At 73.4% G+C, this 19,862-nt stretch carries 17 protein-coding genes; 10 read left to right on the top strand and 7 right to left on the bottom strand.

Annotated elements, in window-relative coordinates; translation table 11 throughout:
* Positions 1–12: 12 nt before the first annotated feature.
* Both J0670_RS07850 and J0670_RS07845 read right to left on the bottom strand, forming a co-directional pair.
* Positions 13–2,376, bottom strand: a complete 2,364-nt coding sequence (locus J0670_RS07850) for a glycoside hydrolase family 65 protein (RefSeq protein WP_207810666.1) — start codon at positions 2,374–2,376, stop codon at positions 13–15.
* A gap of 302 nt (positions 2,377–2,678) precedes the next feature.
* Positions 2,679–3,209 (bottom strand): nucleoside-triphosphatase, encoded by a 531-nt coding sequence (locus J0670_RS07845; protein ID WP_207810665.1) that lies wholly within the window; start codon positions 3,207–3,209, stop codon positions 2,679–2,681.
* A gap of 201 nt (positions 3,210–3,410) precedes the next feature.
* Here J0670_RS07845 and J0670_RS07840 point away from each other — a divergent pair, with 201 nt between their 5' ends.
* From J0670_RS07840 to J0670_RS07820, 5 genes are all read left to right on the top strand, one after another.
* Positions 3,411–6,134: a bifunctional GNAT family N-acetyltransferase/acetate--CoA ligase family protein gene (locus tag J0670_RS07840; RefSeq protein WP_207810664.1), complete on the top strand. Its 2,724-nt coding sequence runs from the start codon at positions 3,411–3,413 to the stop codon at positions 6,132–6,134.
* Positions 6,135–6,139: 5 nt separating this feature from the next.
* Positions 6,140–6,853, top strand: a complete 714-nt coding sequence (locus J0670_RS07835) for an HPP family protein (protein WP_207810663.1) — start codon at positions 6,140–6,142, stop codon at positions 6,851–6,853.
* Between the two features lie 151 nt (positions 6,854–7,004).
* Positions 7,005–7,700, top strand: a complete 696-nt coding sequence (locus J0670_RS07830) for a CBS domain-containing protein (RefSeq protein ID WP_207810662.1) — start codon at positions 7,005–7,007, stop codon at positions 7,698–7,700.
* A 9-nt stretch (positions 7,701–7,709) separates the two neighbouring features.
* Complete coding sequence (locus tag J0670_RS07825) at positions 7,710–8,312, top strand: CBS domain-containing protein (RefSeq protein ID WP_207810661.1); 603 nt, start codon at positions 7,710–7,712, stop codon at positions 8,310–8,312.
* 138 nt (positions 8,313–8,450) lie between these two features.
* Positions 8,451–9,125, top strand: a complete 675-nt coding sequence (locus J0670_RS07820; RefSeq protein WP_207810660.1) for a response regulator transcription factor — start codon at positions 8,451–8,453, stop codon at positions 9,123–9,125.
* Positions 9,126–9,210: 85 nt separating this feature from the next.
* On the opposite strand, the gene J0670_RS07815 is transcribed toward J0670_RS07820, so the two are convergent.
* Positions 9,211–10,377, bottom strand: coding sequence for a ricin-type beta-trefoil lectin domain protein (locus J0670_RS07815; protein ID WP_207810659.1), 1,167 nt, complete (start codon positions 10,375–10,377; stop codon positions 9,211–9,213).
* A 795-nt stretch (positions 10,378–11,172) separates the two neighbouring features.
* Here J0670_RS07815 and J0670_RS07810 point away from each other — a divergent pair.
* Both J0670_RS07810 and J0670_RS07805 read left to right on the top strand, forming a co-directional pair.
* Complete coding sequence (locus tag J0670_RS07810; protein WP_207810658.1) at positions 11,173–11,433, top strand: hypothetical protein; 261 nt, start codon at positions 11,173–11,175, stop codon at positions 11,431–11,433.
* Positions 11,434–11,497: 64 nt separating this feature from the next.
* Positions 11,498–11,950 carry a hypothetical protein gene (locus tag J0670_RS07805; protein WP_207810657.1) on the top strand — a complete coding sequence of 151 codons (453 nt, stop codon included), beginning with the start codon at positions 11,498–11,500 and terminating at the stop codon, positions 11,948–11,950.
* A 121-nt stretch (positions 11,951–12,071) separates the two neighbouring features.
* On the opposite strand, the gene J0670_RS07800 is transcribed toward J0670_RS07805, so the two are convergent.
* Positions 12,072–13,802 carry a GAF domain-containing sensor histidine kinase gene (locus J0670_RS07800; protein ID WP_207810656.1) on the bottom strand — a complete coding sequence of 577 codons (1,731 nt, stop codon included), beginning with the start codon at positions 13,800–13,802 and terminating at the stop codon, positions 12,072–12,074.
* A gap of 349 nt (positions 13,803–14,151) precedes the next feature.
* Here J0670_RS07800 and J0670_RS07795 point away from each other — a divergent pair, with 349 nt between their 5' ends.
* Positions 14,152–14,826 (top strand): pyridoxamine 5'-phosphate oxidase family protein, encoded by a 675-nt coding sequence (locus J0670_RS07795; protein WP_207810655.1) that lies wholly within the window; start codon positions 14,152–14,154, stop codon positions 14,824–14,826.
* Between the two features lie 24 nt (positions 14,827–14,850).
* On the opposite strand, the gene J0670_RS07790 is transcribed toward J0670_RS07795, so the two are convergent.
* Positions 14,851–15,282, bottom strand: a complete 432-nt coding sequence (locus tag J0670_RS07790) for an arsenate reductase ArsC (protein WP_207810654.1) — start codon at positions 15,280–15,282, stop codon at positions 14,851–14,853.
* A gap of 109 nt (positions 15,283–15,391) precedes the next feature.
* On the opposite strand from J0670_RS07790, the gene J0670_RS07785 reads away from it, so the two are divergent.
* Together J0670_RS07785 and arsB are read left to right on the top strand one after the other, a co-directional pair.
* On the top strand, positions 15,392–15,700 hold the full coding sequence (locus J0670_RS07785) for a helix-turn-helix transcriptional regulator (protein ID WP_207810653.1): 309 nt from the start codon (positions 15,392–15,394) through the stop codon (positions 15,698–15,700).
* On the top strand, positions 15,697–16,782 hold the full coding sequence (gene arsB, locus J0670_RS07780; RefSeq protein WP_307806431.1) for an ACR3 family arsenite efflux transporter: 1,086 nt from the start codon (positions 15,697–15,699) through the stop codon (positions 16,780–16,782). Before J0670_RS07785 ends, arsB begins: the two co-directional genes overlap by 4 nt.
* Positions 16,783–16,855: 73 nt before the next feature.
* Here the strand turns inward: arsB and J0670_RS07775 are convergent, their stop codons facing one another.
* A complete protein-coding gene (locus J0670_RS07775; protein ID WP_207810668.1) occupies positions 16,856–17,329 on the bottom strand; it encodes a GNAT family N-acetyltransferase in 474 nt (157 codons plus the stop codon).
* A 266-nt stretch (positions 17,330–17,595) separates the two neighbouring features.
* Entirely contained in the window at positions 17,596–19,854 is a 2,259-nt protein-coding gene (locus tag J0670_RS07770) for a glycoside hydrolase family 3 C-terminal domain-containing protein (protein WP_207810667.1), read from the bottom strand.
* Between the last annotated feature and the right edge of the window lie 8 nt (positions 19,855–19,862).

Genomic DNA, 19,862 nt, shown 5'->3' with positions numbered 1-19,862 from the left:
GGGCCTCGGCGCTCACAGGTGGAAGCGCCGGGTCTCGCCGGGCCGGATGGTCGCCTCGGCGCCGCGCAGGCGGATCCGGACCGGCTCCTGGCGGTCCTCGTGCAGGCTCACGGTGACCGTACGGCGGTCGACGGCGATCAGGACGCCCCAGTGGCCCCGGTAGCGCAGGTCCAGCTCCAGCCGGCCGAGGGCGGAGGGCAGGCGGGGGTCGAGCCAGACGGCGTCCTCGCGGACCTCCAGGCCGGTGTAGCAGCGCTGCAGCAGGTCGACCGCGCCCGCCATGGCGCCCAGGTGGACGCCCTCCGCGGTGGTGCCGTGCTGGCTGTCCCGGAGGTCGGCCACCAGCGCGTCGCGGAAGTGCCGCCAGGAGGCGCGCCGGTCGGAGCGGGTGAGGACCCAGGCGTGCACCACCGAGCTGAGGGTGGAGCCGTGGACGGTGCGCCGCAGGTAGTGGTCGGTGGTGCGTCGGAGCAGTTCGTGGTGCGCCGGGTAGCCGAGGCGTCGCAGCAGGTCGCGGACCTCGCGGGCGGAGAACAGGAACCAGAGCATCAGCGCGTCGGCCTGCTTGGAGGCCTTGTAGCGGTTGACGGTGTCGCCCTCGGCCTCCAGGATCCGGTCGAGCCGGCGCAGGTCGGGGTAGCGGCGCCGGTACGCCTCCCAGTCGAGCTCGGCGAGCCGGTCGTAGCCCTCGAACTGGCTCAGCACGCCCCCGTGGAACGGGACGTGCAGGTGCCGCCCGACCTCCTGCCAGCGGGCCAGTTCCAGGTCGTCGAGGGCGAGGCGCTCGCGCAGCTCGCCGCGCCGGTAGCCGGGCAGGACGTCCAGGGCGTCCTGGGCCCGGGCCAGCACCCAGGAGGCGAGCACATTGGTGTACGCGTTGTCGTCCAGACCCGGCCGGGCCGCTCCGGGGTAGGCGTCGTGGTACTCGTCGGGGCCGAGCACACCGCGGATCGACCAGCGCCCCCGGGCCCGGTCGTAGACGGCCGTGGAGGACCAGAAGCGGGCGATCTCCAGCAGCATCTCGGCGCCGGCCGTGGCGAGGAAGTCCCGGTCGCCGGTGGCCTGGTAGTACTGCCAGACGTTGTACGCCACCGCCGAGCCGACGTGCCGCTGGAGGTGGCTGTGGTCGGGCAGCCAACGGCCGGACAACGGGTTGAGGTGCAGCTGTTGGGACTCCTCCCGGCCGTCGCTCGCGCTCTGCCACGGATACATCGCCCCGTGCGACCCCGCCTCCCGCGCCTGGCGGCGGGCGGCGTCGAGGCGGCGGTGGCGGTAGCGGAGCACGGCGCGCGCCAGCTCGGGGAAGTGGAGGTTCAGCAGCCGCAGGACGAACAGCTCGTCCCAGAAGACGTGGCCCCGGTACGCCTCGCCGTGCAGTCCGCGGGCCGGGACGCCGACGTCCAGGTCGACGGAGTGCTCGGAGTAGGTCTGGAGCAGGTGGAACAGGTTCAGGTGCAGCGGACCGGTGCCGTCGAAGTCCGCCTCGATCCGGCAGTGGCGCCACAACTCGCCCCAACGCAGGGCGTGTTCGGCCAGAAGGTCCTCGAAGTCCCCGGCTCCGGACGCGAGCAGGCGCGAGGCGCCCAGCGGGGTTTCGATCGCCCGGTCACGGGAGGTGTGCACCGCGACCGTCTTCTCCACCGTGACGGGCCGACCGCGCTCGCCCTCCAGGGTGAGGACGTGTGCCACCCAGCTCTCGCCGCACTCGGTCGCGACCCTGGCGGCCCGGCGGGCGCTGGTCCGGGCGGAAAGGGCGATCCATAGCGGGGAGTTGGCCATTCCGGCCTCCAGTCGGAGCAGCCCGTCCTCGTCCACGCCCACACCGACCGGGGTCAGGTGCCGTTCGGCCAGGCCCCGGTAGCGGGCGACGCCGCTGTTGGTGACGTCGCCGTCCAGGCCCGATCGGACCTCCAGCGGGCCGGACCAGTTCTCCGGGGTGAAGGTGCTCTCCAGCGCGAGCAGGTGCGGCCGGGCCTGGCTGGCGAGGCGGCGCTGCACCAACCGGGTCCGCCGACCCCGGTCGTCGACCACCAGCGCCGTACGGGTCAGCACGCCCCGGCGCAGGTCCAGTTCGATGGTCTGCTCGGCGGGCGGCCCGGTGAACCAGTCGCCACCGGCCGGGCGGAAGGTCAGCGGCAGCCAGTTCGGGCAGTTGACCAGGTCCTCGTTGGTGACCGCCCGCCCCGAGACCGTCGACCCGGCCCGGTCGTAACAGCCGGCCAGGTACGTCCCCGGGTAGTGGACGCCGTCGGCGACCGACTCCGGCGCGGCGCCCCGGGTGACCAGGTAGCCGTTGCCGAGCGCGCACAGCACCTCCCGGAGCCCCTCCTCGACGGGGTCGAACCCCCGGTAGCGGAGCGTCCACGGGTCCGGCATGTCGGGGTACCCCGCAGGCCGGTCTGTTCCCACGACGTGACCTCCCGTGCCGACCGCTCCGCTTCCAGTCTGCGCACCGCGGCGCCGGACCGCTCGTGTTCGCGGCCCGGGCGCCTCACCGGCGGAGGGCCGGCGCGGTGAGCGCTCGCCCAGCGACGGCAGCGTCCGACGCCTCGGTCGGCCCAGCCGGCGCAGAGGCGCTCGCGCTCGGCCCAGCGGGCGCAGGCGCGCAGCAGGGCGGCGTTCCAACGCTCGCGCCGGCGGGCGGTCGCGGATGCGGCGCGGTCACGGCGGGCCATCGGTCACGGCCCCTTCCGTGCCATCGGCTCCAGGCGCGCGGCCAGCCGTTCCGGGAGGGTGTCCCGGTTCGCCGGGGTGAGCCGGAGGACCTCGATGTCGGCGCGCCGCTTGAGGGCGTCGGTGAACGGGCCGTGCTGCGCCTGCACCGTGGCCACGACATCGACGTCAGCGGCGAACAGCGCTCGGACGGCGCTCTCGAACGGTCGGTGGGCCAGCTCCATCCGTCCGAGCTCGTCGATGACCACGAGCGTCCGCGCGGTCCACGCCAGGGACGGCAGCGCCAGTCGCTCCATGACCTCCAGGTCGACGCCGTACCGACCGACGCGCGGCGGCCCCGGGAAGTCGACATGGGCGAGCACGGCCCGTCGGCCCGCCAGCGTCTCCAGGACGAAACCGACCCGAGCGCCGCCCGCGCGGATCTCCGCCGTGGTGAAACCCACCGCTTCCCGGGTGTGCAGCAGTGCCGCCAGCCTGCGGATCGCGGTGGTCTTGCCGACGCCGGGGCGCCCCTCCAGCAGAATTCTCGTCGGCATTCCCGGCTCCGTCACGGGGACCGCCGATGGGCGGTCCGGGTCGAGTGGTCCTGTTTCCAGACTCCCACCGGACGGGCCCCGTGCGAGCTGCCGGGCGTAGTGGCGCTGCACGGCGGTGCGGGCGGGGCCGGTCGGCCCTCCCCAAGCAGGGAGAAGGCGCGGACCCTGGAGACGTAAACGGCGCCGGCCGAGGAGACCGCCATGCCCACCGTCCACCCGCTGCTCACCACCGCCGAGGCCCTGCTGTCCGACGGCACCACGGTCGTGCTCCGGCCGCTCGGCCCGCAGGACCACCGGGCCGTGCTCGACCTGCACACCGAGGGACTCTCCGAGGAGAGCCGCCGGATGCGGTTCTTCGGGGCCAGCCGCAACGCGCCGCGGCAGGCGGCCGACCGGCTGTGCGGGCAGGGGACCACGGGCCTGCTGGCGCTCGGTGCCTGGGTGGGGGAGGAACTGGTCGGCGAGGTGGACTGCGAGCCGCTGGACGACCCGCCGGAGACGGCGGAACTGGCGCTGGCGGTGGCGGACCGCTGGCACCACCGGGGTGTCGCCACCCTGCTGCTGGAACACCTGATCCACGCCGCGCGCGCCCGTGGCACCCGCTACTTCGAGGCCGACACCCTGTTCGGCAACCGGGCCGTCCACCAGCTCTTCGCCGACCTCGGCCTGCCCGTCCAGCGCCGCTTCGCGCAGGGCGAGGTCCGGATCCGGGTGCCGCTGGACGAGAGCGACGAGCGCTACCGGTCGGCGGTGGACGAACGCGGTCGGCGCGCGGACGTCGCCAGCCTCGCCGCGCTGCTGCGCCCGGCCTCGGTGGCGGTGGTCGGGGCGTCCCGGCGGGCGGGCTCGGTCGGCCGGACCGTCCTCGGAAAGATCCGGCGGGGCGGCTTCGCGGGCTCGGTCTGGGCGGTCAACCCGCACGCCCGGGAGATCGACGGCGAGCCCGCGTACCCCTCCGTCCGCGCGCTGCCCGCCGTGCCGGACCTCGCCGTGCTGGCCGTGCCCGCCGGCGCCGTCCCCGGAGCGGCGGAGGAGTGCGGCGCCGCCGGGGTCCGGGCGCTGGTGGTGCTCACCTCCGGGCTGGGGGCGCAGGAGGCCCGCGGGCTGATGCGGGCCTGCCGCCGGCACAGCATGCGCCTGGTCGGGCCGAACAGTCTGGGCACGGCCCAGACCGAGCCGGCCGTCCGGCTGGACGCCGAGTTCGGCGGCGCCTTCCCCCGGCCGGGCAGCGCCGGGGTGGCGGTGCAGAGCGGCGGCGTGGGGATCGCGCTGCTGTCGCGGCTGGCCTGGCTGGGCATCGGGGTGTCGAGCTTCGTCTCGCTCGGCGACAAGTACGACGTCAGCGGCAACGACCTGCTCCGGTGGTGGGAGGCGGACGGCCGTACCGACCTCGCCCTGCTCCACCTGGAGTCCTTCGGCAACCCGCGCGCCTTCGCCCGGACGGCCCGCCGCGTGACCCGGACGATCCCGGTGCTCACCGTCGACGCCGGGCGCTCGACCGCCGGCCGCCGGGGCGCCGCCTCGCACACCGCGGCCGCGGCCACCCCCACCGTGACCCGGGAGGCGCTGTTCCGCCAGGCCGGCATCACGGCCACCCGGAGCATCGAGGAACTCGTCGAGGCCGCCGCCCTGTTGCACGCCCAGCCACTGCCCGCCCCGCGCGGCGCGGTCGCCGTGGTGTCCAACGCGGGCGGCATCGGCATCCTGGCCGCCGACGCCTGCGCCGAGGCCGGGCTGGAGTTGCCCGAGCTCCCCGCGGAGCTGGGGAAGCTGCTGCCGCCGGGCGCCTCCGTCCGCAACCCGGTGGACACCACGGCGGCGGTCGACCCGACAGAACTCGCCCTGTTCCTAAGGGCATTGGAGCGCGAGGAGGCCGTCGACGCGATCCTGGTGTGCCTGGTGCCGACGGCGCTGGGCACCACCCCGGCCCGGGACCCGGTGCGCGCCCTGCTGGAGGGCCCCGCCCGGCGCCGCGTGCCGATCGCCGCCGTGCTGCTCGACCAGCAGGTGCCCGTCCGCTACCGCAACTGCGCGGACAGCGGCGTGCTGCCCGCCTACTCGGACCCCGTCGCCGCCGCCCGGGCCCTCGCCCACGCCCGGGACCGGGCCCGCTGGCTCGCCGAAGCCCCCTCCGGACCCGCCGAAGCCCAGGGCTGCGACCGGAACACCGCCCGCAGCCTGGTGGACGGCTACCTCACCGCCCACCCCGACGGCGGCTGGCTCGACCCGCTGTCCACCGCCGACCTGCTGGACGCCTACGGACTGCCGCTGACCACCTCGGTGTGGGCCCGGGACGAGCACACGGCGGTGGCCGCCGCGAACGGGCTGCGCCTCCTCGGGCACGACGGGCAGGTGGCCCTGAAGGCCTACTGGCCCGGGCAGGTGCACAAGAGCGCGCTCGGCGCCGTCCGCACCGGCCTCGGCAGCGAGTCCGAAGTCCGCGCCGCCTACCGGGAGTTCGCGGAGCGGTTCGGTACGGAGCTGGCCGGAGCGGTGGTGCAGCCGATGGCGGAGCCGGGCTTCGAACTGCTCGCGGGGGTCGTCCAGGACAAGGTCTTCGGTCCGCTCGTCGTCCTCGGGGCGGGCGGCACCGCCGCCGACGTCCTGGCCGACCGGGTGGCCCGACTGGCCCCGCTCAGCGAGCGCGACCTGACCACCATGGTGACCGAACTCCGCAGCGCGCCACTGCTGTTGGGCGACGGTGCGGTCCCGCCCGTGGACCTCGCGGCGGTGCGGTCCGTCCTCACCCGGCTCTCCCTGCTCGCCGACGACTTCCCGGAGCTCGTCGAGGCCGACCTCAACCCCGTCATCCTCCGACCCGACGGCGCCGTCTGTGTGGACGCCAGGGTCCGGCTGGAACCCCGACCGTCCTTCGACCCCTACCTGCGACGGCTGCGGCGCCCGGCCGCCGCCGAGGGGGAGTGAGCGCCATGAAGCACAGCATCCTCGACGGCACCGCCGCCGATGTCTTCCCCGCCGACGGCCCCGCGCGTTCCCCCGGACGAACCCGGGTGCGCGACTGCATGAGCCGCCCCGGCATCGCCGTCACCCCCGGCACCGACTTCGCCACCGTCGCCGCCGTGCTCAGCGCCTCCCGGCGCGGCATCGTGCCGGTGGTGACGCCGGACGGCACGGTCACGGGCGTGGTCGCCGCCTCCGACCTCCTCGCCGCCTACGCCGACGAGAACGCCGGGCGCGTCGAGGGCGCCGGGCGCGCCGGGGGCGAACTGCTCGCCCGCGACATGATGGCCACCCCGGCGGTCACCGTCACCCAGGACATGGCCGCCACCGAGGCGCTGGCCCTGGTGGCCGAGCACTCCCTGCACCACCTGCCCGTCGTGGACGCCGACGGCCGCCTGATCGGCCTGCTCTCCGCGCACGACCTGCTCGACGCCCTGCGCCGGGAGGACGAGGCCATCCGTTCCGAGGCGCTCACCCTCGCCCTCACCCCGGGCAGCGGTGTCGCCCCCGGCTCGCTGCACGTCCGCTGCGAACGCGGCCTGGTCGCGGTCACCGGCCGCACCCGCACCCGTGGCGACGCCGCCGCCCTGATCCTCCAACTCGCCCGCATCGACGGCCTCACCGGCCTCGCCGACCACCTCACCTGGGACCTCGACGACACCGAACCGGGACCGCCCCGGTGACGGGACCGGCGCCCGACCGTCGTGGCCGCCTCCCGTACGGCACGAGGTTTGGGGCCGGACCGGCCCCTGCGGCAGGGACCGTCCGGCCCTGTGCGCCCGCTCCCGGAGGGCGGACCGTGGAGGCGGGAACCCCGAGGGAGGAGTGAGGACGATGCAGCACCGCAGCGTCAATGACGTGATGACCCGGGAGGTCGTCACCGCCCGGCCCGACACGCCGTTCAAGGAGGTTGCGGCGCTCTTCCACCGCAACGACATCACCGCGATCCCGGTGATCGACGACCAGGGCCGTCCGCTCGGCATGGTCTCGGAGGCGGACCTCATCCGGAAGGAGGCCGTGCTGCCCGATCCGGAGGGCCGCTTCCCGGGACGCTGGCTGGGCGCCGCGGACCGCGCCCGGGCCGAGGCGGAGACCGCCGGCGGCCTGATGACCAGCCCCGCCGTCACGGCGCGCCCGGGCTGGTCGGTGCCGGAGGCCGCCCGCGCCATGGACAAGCACAAGGTCAAGCGGCTTCCCGTGGTGGACGAGGCCGGCCGGCTGGTCGGCATCGTCAGCCGTCGGGACCTGCTGGAGGTCTTCCTGCGCCACGACGCGGCCATCCGCGACGAGATCAACCACGACGTGCTCGGCCAGACCCTCTGGCTCGCTCCCGGCGACGTGCGGGTGTCGGTGCACGACGGCGTGGTCACCCTGGAGGGACGGCTGCCGCGCCGCAGCCTGGTCCCGATCGCCGAGCAGCTCTGCCGTGCCGTGGACGGCGTGGTCGCCGTGCACGCCACCCTCGACTGGACCGAGGACGACACCAGTCCGAAGCTCGAACACCCCCGCGCCTACCGCGCCGCGTCGTAGGAGGTCGCCGTGCCCCGCACACCGAACACCGTCGCCGACGTCATGACGCACGCCGTGGTCGCCGTCGGCCGCGACGCCGACTTCCGTGAGGTGACCGAGACCCTCCAGCGCTGGCAGGTGAGCGCCGTCCCCGTACTGACCGGCGACGGCCGGGTGGTCGGGGTGGTCTCCGAGGCCGACCTGCTCACCGCCCGCGACCGGGACGGCGAGCGGGCCGAAGCGCTCACGGCCGGGCGGATGATGTCCGTCCCGGCGGTGACGGTCCACCCCGCGAGCCCGCTCAACGAGGCCGCCCGGGCGATGGCCCGCGGCCACTTCAAGCGGCTCCCGGTGGTCGACGAGGAGGACTACCTGGTCGGCATCGTCAGCCGGGGCGACCTGCTGAAGGTCTACCTGGAGGACGACCGCGAGCTGGTCGACCGGGTCCGCTTCGAACTGACCGCCACCCTCGGCCCGATCACCGCGACGGACACCGACATCCGCTCCGAGAACGGCCGGATCACCCTGACCGGCAGCCTGCCGGACACCCTCTCCGCACCCGTCCTGGAGCGGCTGGTGCGCTCCGTGCCGGGCGTGGTGGGCGTCGAACTGCGGCTCACCGCCCCCGCCTGACCGGAGAGGCCGCAGGGCCCGTGCCCGCCGTCGCGCCGGGCGGCCGACCCGGTGCGCCCGGCGCCGCGACGGCGCAGAATCGGTGACATCACCGCCCGATCGGTGATGTCACCGCCCGCGCACCCCAGGGAGCAGGCCATGGACACGCCCCGGCCCGTACGGGTGTTCCTGCTGGACGACCACGAGGTCGTCCGGCGCGGCGTGCGCGACCTCCTGGAGTCCGAGCAGGACATCGAGGTCGTCGGCGAGGCCGGCAGCTGCGCCCAGGCGCTCGCCAGGGTCCCGGCGCTGGGCCCGGACGTCGCCGTGCTCGACGTGCGGCTCCCGGACGGCGACGGCGTGACCGTCTGCCGGGACCTCCGGGACCGGATGCCCGGGCTGGCGTGCCTGATGCTGACGTCCTTCGACGACGACGACGCCCTGCTCGACGCCATCATGGCGGGAGCGGCCGGCTACGTGCTGAAGGAGGTCAAGGGCGCGGACCTGGTCGGCGCGGTCCGGACGGTGGCCTCCGGCCAGTCCATGCTCGACCCGGCGACCACCCGCAAGCTGATGGAGAGGCTGCGCCACCACGAGGAGAGCGGGACAGCCGCGGTCCTCGCCGGGCTCACCCAGCGCGAGCGGGAGATCCTCGCGCTCGTGGGAGAGGGCAAGACGAACCGGCAGATCGGCCAGGAGCTCTACCTCGCCGAGAAGACCGTGAAGAACCACGTCTCGCGCCTCCTCGCCAAGCTGGGCGTCGAACGCCGCCTCCAGGCCGCCGTCCTCGCCGCCCACGTGGAGCCCGAACAGCACCAGCGGCGTCCGCGCTGAGCCGCTGCCGCGTGGGCCCACCCGTGGGGGCGGACCCACCCGTGGGGGTGGGCCCGCGCTCCGCCTCGTACGGTCGTGGACCGCGTCAGGACGGGGTGTGCCACTGCTGGTTGGCACCGCCGTTGCAGTCCCAGAGCTCCAGCTTCGTGCCGGGGGCGCTGCTCCCGTTGGTGGCGTCGAGGCAGCGGTGGGAGTTCGGGTTGACCAGGGTCCCGTTGGTCAGGACCCACTGCTGGCCCGGCGAGCCGTTGCAGGTGGAGAGCACGACGGGGGTGCCGTTGGCGGTGCCGGAGCCGCTGGCGGTCATGCACTTGAACAGGGCGTGGATCGTGCCGTTGCCGGCGAGCACCCAGTTCTGGTTGTCCTGCCACCGGCCGCAGGGCCACAGCTCCAGTCGAGTGCCGTCGGTGCTGACGTTGCCGGTGATGTCCACGCACTGGCCGCCGATGCCGGTGATGGACCCGGAGGAGGTGTTGCCGATGGCATCGCGGTGGATGCTGCCCCCGGCGACCGGGGTGACACTCGCCTGGTTGGCGCAGGTGCTGCTGAGCGAGGTGCCGGTGACGGCGGCGGTGACGCTCTGCCCGGTGCCCGCGTCGACCCCGGTGGGAGCGGTGAACAGGGCCGCGGAGTACGGCTCGTCGGCGCAGGTCGCCGCGTTGTTGTTCCAGTCGAAGTACTCGACCCAGTCGATCATGCCCGACGCCCGGATCAGCCCCGTGCCGACCTGGAGGGTGCCGAGCACGAACGACGTGCCGGCGGTGGTGTCGCTGATCCGCGCCTGGTACCAGCCGGGGGCCGCGGGCGTGATGTCGTAGCGGTAGTGGTGACCGGCGGCGAAGGCCGCGTTGAGGCGGCAGGTGTAACCGCCGCCTCCGCTCTCGGTGAAGGTCTGACAGTAGGTGCCGGTGTCGCCGGGCTGCGCGTTGGTCGAGCCCCACAACGAGAACAGGAACATGCCGGGATCGGTCCGGTGCCGCTGCATGCCGATGTAGCCGGCGACGCCGTTGGTGAACGCGAACTGGTGCGACCAGAACACGTTTCCCCGTCCGGGGTCGGACTGCACGGTGGTGCCGAAGGCGACCGAGCGCAGGGCCGACGTGGCGGACGGAAAGCCGTAGTAGCTGTACGTGCCGGGGGTCGAGCCGGCGGCCGCCGCCGGGCTCGCGAGCCCCAGGACGGCGGAGAGCAGGCACAGCATCGCGCTGACCGTTCGCGCGATGAGCCTCGTGGATCCGGCGTGAAAGCGCAAGGGTCCTCCCTGATGGAGTGACGGTGTCCGGGAATTCCGCTGACGCGGAATGTCGGAGAGGTGAGACGAATCGCCTTTCACCGGGCCTGAAGTCGACTCACGCTCTTGAGTCGCCAGAATGTTTGACGGAAAATCGCATTTTGGCCGCGCGATAATGGTGGATTCTTCTCGCCCGCCGGAAAGTGTACGATCCACATCGTCGGGCGGGAAGTGTTCGTGCCGGTCGAATTGAAGTTCACCGTGGGGCGATTCTTCGATTTCGGCTCGCGCCTAGCCCCCTCGGCTAGTACTCCAGTGTGACTTCGCGATCATGTCGGGTGGATGATCTGGTGCCCCGGTTGGAGGGGTTGCTGTTTCCGTCGGTCGCGGGCGTCAGGGTGCTGTCGGTCGATGTGGACGTCGAGTCGGTGAACGTGCGGGTCGAATGCTCGGCGGTGGGGCACAGCTGCCCGGGGTGCGGGGACTGGTCGCCCGGGTGCACAGCTCCTACCTGCGGTTTCCTGTCGACGGTCCGGTAGGGGCAGACGGGTCCGGTTGAGCTTGCGGGTGAGGCACTTCGTATGCGGCAACCCGTCGTTCGGGCGGCGGACGTTCGCCGAGCAGATCGAAGGACTGACGCGACGCCACGGCCGGTGGACCGAGCAGTTGCGGGCCACACTCGCCTCGGTCGGCCTGGCGGCTTGCCGGGCGGGCCGGTGCCCGGCTGGCCGCCGTGTTCGGGGTGTCGGTGAGCCGGAGCACGGTGCTGCGTCTGGTCGAGGAGCTTCCCGACCCGGCGCCGCCGGCCCTCGGGTGGTGGGCGTCGACGAGTACGCGACGCGCAAGAGCCGCGACTACGGGACGGTGCTGGTCGACGGCGGAGGCTGCGAGCCGGACGGCGGGGAGGTGGTTCACCCGGCGTTCGACGCGGGTTCGCCCGAGGTGGTAGCCGCATTGGCCCAGCCGGGCGGATTTACGTCACCCAGGATGTACTTTCAGACGGGCTGGTACTTCGAAGGCAAGAATGGTCTGGAGCCTTGGAATCGCATGGCAAAGTTGGGGTCGTGGCACAGGTGAAATGTCACATGGCTAACAGTGCCTGTCTTCGAACGGTTTCCCACATCGTCTGAAGGAGAAGACCATGAACCGCATCACCCGCATCGCGGTGGGCGCCGCCGGTGCCGCCGCCCTGCTCACGACGCCCGTGCCGGCCTTCGCCGCCGCGACCGGCGCTGACACCGCCACCGCCACGGTCACGACTTGCAAGTCCAGTCTCCAGGCCGGGTTGGCGACCTATGCCTGCGCAGACGTCACCGGCAGCAGCATCGTGATCTACGGGAAGATCGGCCTTGCCGGCCCGCCCGACGGGCCGGTGTCGTGGCAGACCCTGTACACCAATCTGTCGGCCGAGGTGGTCGGCGGCGACTCGCTTGGCTCCGTGAACGGGAGCACGGCGTTCCATTCCACCCCGGTACAGGTGAACGGCTTCACCGCCACCGCCCCGTGCGGTTCGACAGTGCGTGCGACCTTCTCGGTGGAGGGAAGCGGCCCATGGGGCACTCGGCCGGTGGTGGAAGTTCCGGTGACGTGCTGACGCTTCATCAATGTGAACGGCCGAGCCCGGGAGTTTCGGCATCCTGGGCTCGGCCGCCGCGGCGGCCTGCATGGACCTCGTCCGCCGTAGAGGCCCACATGTTGCCCTGGCTCACGCAACCCTAGGCACTCGGGAGCGGCACCCGCCAGACGAGTTCGGTGCCGCCCTCGGGGCGGGTGCGGGCGGTGAAGGTGCCGCCCAGGGCGATCGCGCGGTCGGTGAGGTTGGCGAGTCCGCCGCGGTGGCCGCCCCGGGGGAGGCCGATTCCGTTGTCGGTCACGGTGAGGGTCAGCTCGGAGTCCGCGGCGACGGACGCCTCGACGGCGTCGGCCTTGGCGTGGCGGGCGACGTTGGACAGGGCCTCCTCCAGGACGGCGACGGCGGCGTCCGCGACCTCGTCGGGCACGGTGATGTCGAGCAGGCCGGTCATCCGCAGCCCGGGGGTGAAGCCGAGGGCACGGGTCGCCCGTTCGACCACGTCGGTGAGCCGGGCGCGCAGCCCGGCCGCCGCCGGGCCGACATCGCGCAGCCGCAGTCCGAAGATGCTGGCGCGGATGGTCTTCGCCGTGTCGTCCAGGTCGTCGATCGCCCGCAGCACGCGGTCGGTCGCCTCGGGGTGCTCGATGAAACGGAGGGACCCCTGGAGCGTCATGCCGGTGGCGAAGAGGCGCTGGATGGCCAGGTCGTGCAGGTCCCGGGCGATCCGGTCGCGCTCCTTGAGCAGCGCCACCTGCTCGGAGTCGCGGCGGCGCTCGGCGAGTTCCAGGGCCACGGCGACCTGGCCGGCGAAGCCCAGCAGCGGCCCCGATTCGTCCTCCTCGAACAGCGGCGCCCCGGCCGCCCGGGCCAGCATCAGGACACCCCGGACCCCGAGTTCGTCGGTGCCGACGGGAACCGCGATCGCCGGGCCGAGGCCCTCCCAGCGCGGCGGCCCGGAGGTGATCCTCGGGTCCTTCCGGACGTCGGGGCTCACCACGAGCCCGCCGGTGCGCGCGGCCGCCCCCATGAACGAGCCCTCGACCGGCAGGACCAGCCCGCGGTGCTCGTGCTCGCCCAGTCCGACGGCGATCCGGACCTCCAGTTCGCGGGCGTCCGACTCGCGGGCGTCCGGCAACGGAACGGCGACGACGGCGAGGTCCGCGCCGGTGATCTCGGCGGCCCGGGCGAGCAACAGGTCGAGCACCGCCTGCTCCCCGCTTCCCGAGAGCAGGCTGCTGGAGACCTCCGCGCTCGCCTCCAGCCAGCGCTGCCGCCGGCGGGCCCGGGCGTAGAGGCGGGCGTTGTCGATCGTGACCCCGGCGGCGACGGCGAGGGTGGCGAGCACCGCCTCGTCCTCGGCGTCGAAGTCGCCGCCGCCCCGTTTCTCGGTGAGGTAGAGGTTGCCGAAGACCCTGTCCCGGATCCGGATCGGCACCCCCAGGAAGCCGCGCATCGGCGGGTGGCCGGGCGGGAAGCCGTAGGAGGCGGGGTGGTCGGCGATCCGGGTGAGCCGCAGCGGCTCGGGATGGCGGATCAGCTCGCCGAGGATGCCGTGCCCGGACGGCAGCGGGCCGATCGCCCTGATCTGCTCGTCCGTGACGCCGACCGGGATGAACCGGGACAGCCGCTGGTCCTCGCCGATCACGCCGAGGGCGCCGTACTCGGCGTCCACCAGCGCGACGGCGGCCTCCACGATGTGCCGAAGGGCCTGCGACAGCTCCAGGTCGCGCCCGACGGCCAACACCGCCTCCAGCAGGCTGTGCACCCGGTCGCGCGTTCCCCGGGCGGCGTCCAGCCGGGCCTGGAGCTCCTCCAGGAGTTCGTCCAGCCGCAGCTTCGGTACGGGGCCGGGACTCTCCGGTGCGCTGCCCAAGGCATTCCTCCACTGCTCGCCCCCACAGCACTGACCAGCCTAGGCGCGTCCGTCCCGCCCCGCCGGGCGCTGTAGGGCCCATCGGCCCCGTGGAAGGACCCCACCGGTCCCCTGGCGGGCGGCGCGGCGGCGGACGAACCTGGAAGGGCGGGCGGAACCGCCCCGTTTCCGCCGTTCCCGCCGTTCCCGCCGTTCCCGCCGTTCCCGGAGCGACCGCAGCGCACGGTCGCGGCCGGCGACCGCCGAGACGCGGGACGCGTACGGCGCCTCCGCCGACGTCGACGCCGCCGGGGTCCTCAAGACCGCTCCGGACGTGACGGGCGAGCACGGGCAACCGAGGAGGCGCACCGTGAGCAACATCCTGGACCTCGACGCCATCCGCCGGGCCGACCCCTGCGTCGTCGCCCGTCGGATCGTCGAACGCCGGAACCAACTCGGCCTGGAAGAGGACAGGTTGGCGTACGAGGCGGCCATGTCCCCGCAGTACCTGCGGCACCTGCTGGCCGTGGGCCCGGCCTTCGACCCGGGCGGCTTCGCCCGGATCGTCGGCGCCCTGAGGATGACCTGGTCCGAGGTCCTGGAAGGCCGCGCCGACGCCCCGCCGGGCCAGCCCGATCCCGCTTCGCACCCGCTGCTGCTCCACCTCACCGAGCCGCAGTGCTGGGAGCTGCTGGGCACCCACGGCATCGGCCGGATCGGCCTGCCCGTCGAGCCGGCCCCGATCGTTCTGCCGGTCAACTACGCGGTGGACGCCGGCACGGTCGTCTACCGTACGGCCGCCGAGGGTGCCGCCGCCCCGCGCGCCGGTGCGCCGGTCTCCTTCCAGGTGGACCACATCGACGACCGCCGGAGCCGGGGCTGGAGCGTGCTCATGGTCGGGGAGGCGCAGCACGTCGGCGACCCGGCGGAGCAGGAACGCCTGGCCGCCCTGCCCGGCGCCACCCCGTGGGCCGGCGGCTCCCGCCCGCTCTGGGTGCGCATCCGCCCGTACAAGGTCACCGGGCGGCGGATCGGGACTGAGTGACGGGCTGGCGGGTGGCCGTGGCCGTCAGTTCTCCCGTCCGGCGGCGGCCTCGGTGTCGATCTCGGCGACCAGGCCCTCGATGAGGGCCTTGATCTCGTCGCGGATGGGGCGGACGGCTTCGACGCCCTGACCGGCCGGGTCGTCGAGCTTCCAGTCGAGGTACTTCCTGCCGGGGAAGTACGGGCAGGCGTCGCCGCAGCCCATGGTGATGACGTAGTCGGACGCCTGGACGGCCTCGGTGGTGAGGATCTTGGGCCGCTGGTCGGAGATGTCGATGCCCAGTTCGGCCATGGCGGCGACGGCGGCCGGGTTGACCCGGTCGCCGGGTGCGGAGCCGGCGGAGCGGACCTCGACGCGGTCGCCGGCGAGGTGGGCGAGGAAGCCTGCGGCCATCTGGGAGCGGCCGGCGTTGTGGACGCAGACGAAGAGCACGGAGGCGAGCGGCGCGGCGGTCATCGGTGGGCGGTCCTTCGTTCGGTCGGAGATCCGTGGGCGTTCGGCGGACTCTGCGATACGGGTCAGCGGCCACTGGTATCAGTCCCTGCTGATGTGACAGTATCAGTCCATGCTGATGTCAGTCGACGCTGAACTGTTGCGGGTGCTGGCCGATCCGCTCAGGCTCAAGATCGTGGCCCTGCTGGCCCGCGAGACCCTGTGTACCACCCACCTGGTGGAGGAGACGGGCGCCCGTCAGACGAACCTGTCCAACCACCTGAAGGTGCTGCGTGAGGCCGGGGTGGTGGACACCGAGCCCTGCGGCCGGTTCACCTACTACCGGCTCAAGCCGGAGGTGCTGGAGGCCCTGTCGGGCGGGTTCGCGGACCTCGCCGCCACCGCCCGCGCCAACGCCGACACGAAGAGGTCCTGCCCGTGACCCCGACCAGGACCACCGTCCCCCCGGCCCGTCCCGAGGCCGGACCGGTCGGCAAGCTCTCCTTCCTGGACCGCTTCCTCGCGGTGTGGATCCTGCTCGCCATGGGCCTCGGGCTCGGCCTCGGCCGCCTGATCCCCGGGCTGAACGACGCCCTCGCCAAGGTCGAGGTCGGCGGGGTCTCGCTGCCGATCGCCGTCGGTCTGCTGGTCATGATGTATCCGGTGCTCGCCAAGGTGCGCTACGACCGGCTGCACACCGTCACCGGCGACCGGAAGCTGATGGTCTCGTCCCTGGTGATCAACTGGGTGCTGGGCCCCGCCGTGATGTTCGCCCTGGCCTGGCTCTTCCTGCCCGACCTCCCCGAGTACCGCACCGGCCTGATCATCGTCGGACTCGCCCGCTGCATCGCCATGGTCATCATCTGGAACGACCTCGCCTGCGGCGACCGCGAGGCCGCCGCCGTCCTGGTCGCCCTCAACTCCGTGTTCCAGGTCGTCGCGTTCGGCCTGCTCGGCTGGTTCTACCTCGACGTCCTGCCCGGCTGGCTGGGCCTCGAACAGGACGGCCTGCACTTCTCGGCGGCCAAGATCGTCGTCAATGTGCTGATCTTCCTCGGCATCCCGCTCGTCGCCGGCTTCCTCACCCGCCGCCTCGGCGAGAAGAAGGTGGGCCGCGAGACCTACGAGGCCACGTTCCTGCCGAAGATCGGCCCCTGGGCGCTGTACGGCCTGCTGTTCACGATCGTGATCCTCTTCGCCCTCCAGGGGAAGACCATCACCAACCAGCCCGGCGACGTCGCCCGCATCGCCCTCCCACTGCTCGCCTACTTCGCGATCATGTGGTTCGGCACCTTCGCGCTCGGCAAGGCCATCGGCCTCGCGTACGACCGCACCGCCACCCTGGCCTTCACCGCCGCCGGCAACAACTTCGAACTCGCCATCGCCGTGGCCATCGCCACCTTCGGCGTCACCTCCGGCCAGGCCCTGTCCGGTGTCGTCGGCCCGCTCATCGAGGTGCCCGCCCTCATCGCCCTCGTCTACGTCGCCCTGGCCTGGCGCAGGAGGTTCCGTCCCGCGCGCTGACCGGGATCGGCCGACGGCCGATCCCGGTCAGCGCGCGGGGGTCGGCGATCTGCGGGCCGTACTCCACGACCTGTCAGGTGACGGTGGGGCTGCGGCGTTCGATCAGCAGGACGTCGCGCCAGGTGCCGTGGTGGCGGGCGATGCGTTCGCGGGTGCCGATGACGCGGAAGCCGGCGCGGGTGTGGAGGGCGAGGCTGGCGGTGTTCTCGGGGAAGACGCCGGACTGGATGGTCCAGATCCCGGCGGCCTCGGTGGAGGCGATCAGGGCGTCGAGCAGGGCGGCGGCGACGCCCTGGCCCCGGGCGGCGGGGTGGACGTAGACGGAGTGCTCGACCACCCCGGCGTAGGCGGGGCGGGCGGAGACGGCGCTGACCGCGGCCCAGCCGAGCACCCGGCCGTCCGGGCCGAGGGCGACGTGGCGGTGCCGCGGCAGGCGGGCCGCGTCGAAGGCCTCCCAGGTCGGTGCGGCCGTTTCGAAGGTGGCGTTGCCCTCCTCGATGCCGGACCGGTAGATCGCCAGGACCTGCTCGGCGTGCTCGGGCCCCATCGGGGCGAGGACGGGAAGGGCGCGGGGCACCGGGGGCTCCTTCGGATCGTGCGTCAGTGGTCGAGGTCGAGCAGCGCGACCATACCGGCCGGCGCCGACGGGACGACCCGGGCCCGGTGAGCATCGGCGTCGCCACTCCGTTTCGGGAGGCTCCGGCCACCGGCGGCTGCTGCTGAGCGGGCCGCAGATCGGCGGGAACGAAGGCGGCGCCACCGCTCGCAGCGGTGGCGCCGCCCCTCAGCGGGAGCCCGGCGCGAGGCCCCCGGTCACTGCTCGGGCGTGCCCGCGTTGGCCAGGGCGATGAGCCCGTCGATCATCTCCATCGAGACGCTGCCGCCGCTCAGGAGCGGTGCGCGGCCGATGGGGAGGGAGCCGATGAGCTGGTCCATGTCGGCGTCCTCGGGGAAGGCGGACGCGATGTCGCCGACCTGCCCCATCATCTCGGCGAGGGCGCCCTGCATGACCGGGCCCGCGACGGGGTGGGCGAGCGTCTCGGCGAGCGTCGAGGAGCGGGTCAGCGGCAGCGCGACGGTGTCGCCGGCCAGCTCGACCTCGACCGTGCTGCGGATGTCCCGGCTGGAGGCGGCCACCTCGACGGTGTAGCCGCCGCCCTCCACCACCCAGCGGTCGACGCGGATGTCCCAGTACGCGAGGTCCGCGCGGCGCACGAGGAGGGTGACCTCGCGGGATTCGCCGGCCTCCAGCGCGACCGAGGCGAAGGCCTTGAGTTCGCGCGGCGCGCGCTGCACCAGGGAGGTGCCGAGCGAGGTGTAGACCTGCACGACCTCGCGGCCGGCCCGTCCGCCGGTGTTGGTGACGGTGGCGCGCACCTCGATGTCGCCGTCGGCGTTCACGGCCGCGGTGGCGTCGCCGTAGGCGAAGGTGGTGTACGACAGGCCGTGGCCGAAGGGGTAGGCGACCTGGAGCCGCCGCGCGTCGTACCAGCGGTAGCCGACGAACAGGCCCTCGCCGTAGCGCACGTGCGAGAAGTCGCCGCCGAAGTCGAGGTAGGCGGGGGAGTCCGCCAGGCGCAGCGGGATGGTCTCGGTGAGCTTCGCCGAGGGGTTGACCTCGCCGAACAGGACGTCGGCGGTCGCGCCGCCGCCGGCCTGGCCGAGCAGCCAGCCCTCCAGGACGGCCGGCACCCGGTCCGCGAAGGGCAGCGCGACCACACCGCCGTTGGAGAGCACCACGACGACGTTCGGGTTGACCGCCAACACGGCGTCGAGCAGGGCGAGTTGGTCGGCGGGCAGGTCGATGTCGGTGCGGTCGTAGCCCTCGGACTCCAGCCGTGCGGGCAGGCCCAGGAACAGTACGGCCACCTCCGCGTCCCTCGCCGCGGCCACCCCCTCCTCCCGCAGCGCGCCGGCCTCCTCGGCGGTGGTCCGCGCCGCGAGGCTGAAGCCCGGGGCGTACGCGACCTCGCCGGTGGCGAGCGCCCGGATCTCGTCGAGCGCCTTGTCCAGCCGGGTGGGGTTGATCAGCGAGGAGCCCGCGCCCTGGTAGCGGGGCTGGGCGGCGAAGGCGCCGAGGACGGCGAGCTTCGCGTCCTTGCGCAGGGGCAGGAGGCCGCCCTCGTTGCGCAGCAGCACGATCGAGCGGCCGGCGGCCTCGCGGGCGAGCGCGTGGTGCCCGTCGATGTCGAGGGGGCCCTGGACCGCGCCCGCTCCGGCCTGCGCCTTGCGGATGAGGTCGAGCACCCGGTCGGCGGCGAGGTCGAGGTGCTTCTCGTCGAGCGTGCCGCCGCGCACGGCCTCGGCGATCAGCCGGTCGTGGTGTCCGCCCGAGGAGGGCATCTCCAGGTCCATGCCCGCGGGCAGGCCCGCCAGCCGGTCGTTGACGGCCCCCCAGTCGGAGACGACGACGCCTTCGTAGCCCCATTCGTCGCGGAGCACCCGGGTGAGCAGCCACGGGTCCTCGGAGGTGTACACGCCGTTGATCCGGTTATAGGAGCACATGACCGTCCAGGGCTGCGCCTCCTCGACGACGCGCTGGAAGCCGCGCAGGTAGATCTCCCGCAGCGGGCGGGGGTCGACGTCGGAGCTCGACCGCATCCGGTCGTGCTCCTGGTTGTTCGCCGCGAAGTGCTTGAGCGAGGTGCCCACGCCCTGTGACTGGACACCCTTGACGAAGGCCGCGCCGAGCACGCCGGAGACGATCGGGTCCTCGGAGAGGTACTCGAAGTTGCGCCCGCACAGCGGCGAGCGCTTGATGTTGACGCCCGGGCCGAGAAGCACGGCGACGTTCTCTATGGACGTCTCGACGCCCAGGGCCCGGCCGACGCGCTCGACGAGCTCGACGTCCCAGGAGGAGCCGAGGCCGACCGCGGGCGGGTAACAGGTCGCGGGCACGCTGCCGCCGAGGCCGAGGTGGTCACCGCCCTCGGCCTGCTTGCGCAGGCCGTGCGGCCCGTCCGTCACCATGACGGAGGGGATGCCGAGGCGTTCGACGGCCTTGAGGTGCCAGAAGGTCGCTCCGCTGGTGAGTGACGCCTTCTCGTCGAGGGTCAGGTCGGCGGACGTCACGGAATGCG

Source organism: Streptomyces sp. FH025, from assembly GCF_017427025.1.
Classification (GTDB): Bacteria; Actinomycetota; Actinomycetes; order Streptomycetales; family Streptomycetaceae; genus Kitasatospora.
Note: the sequence above shows the minus strand (reverse complement) of the source record. Positions and strands in the feature narration are given on the sequence as shown.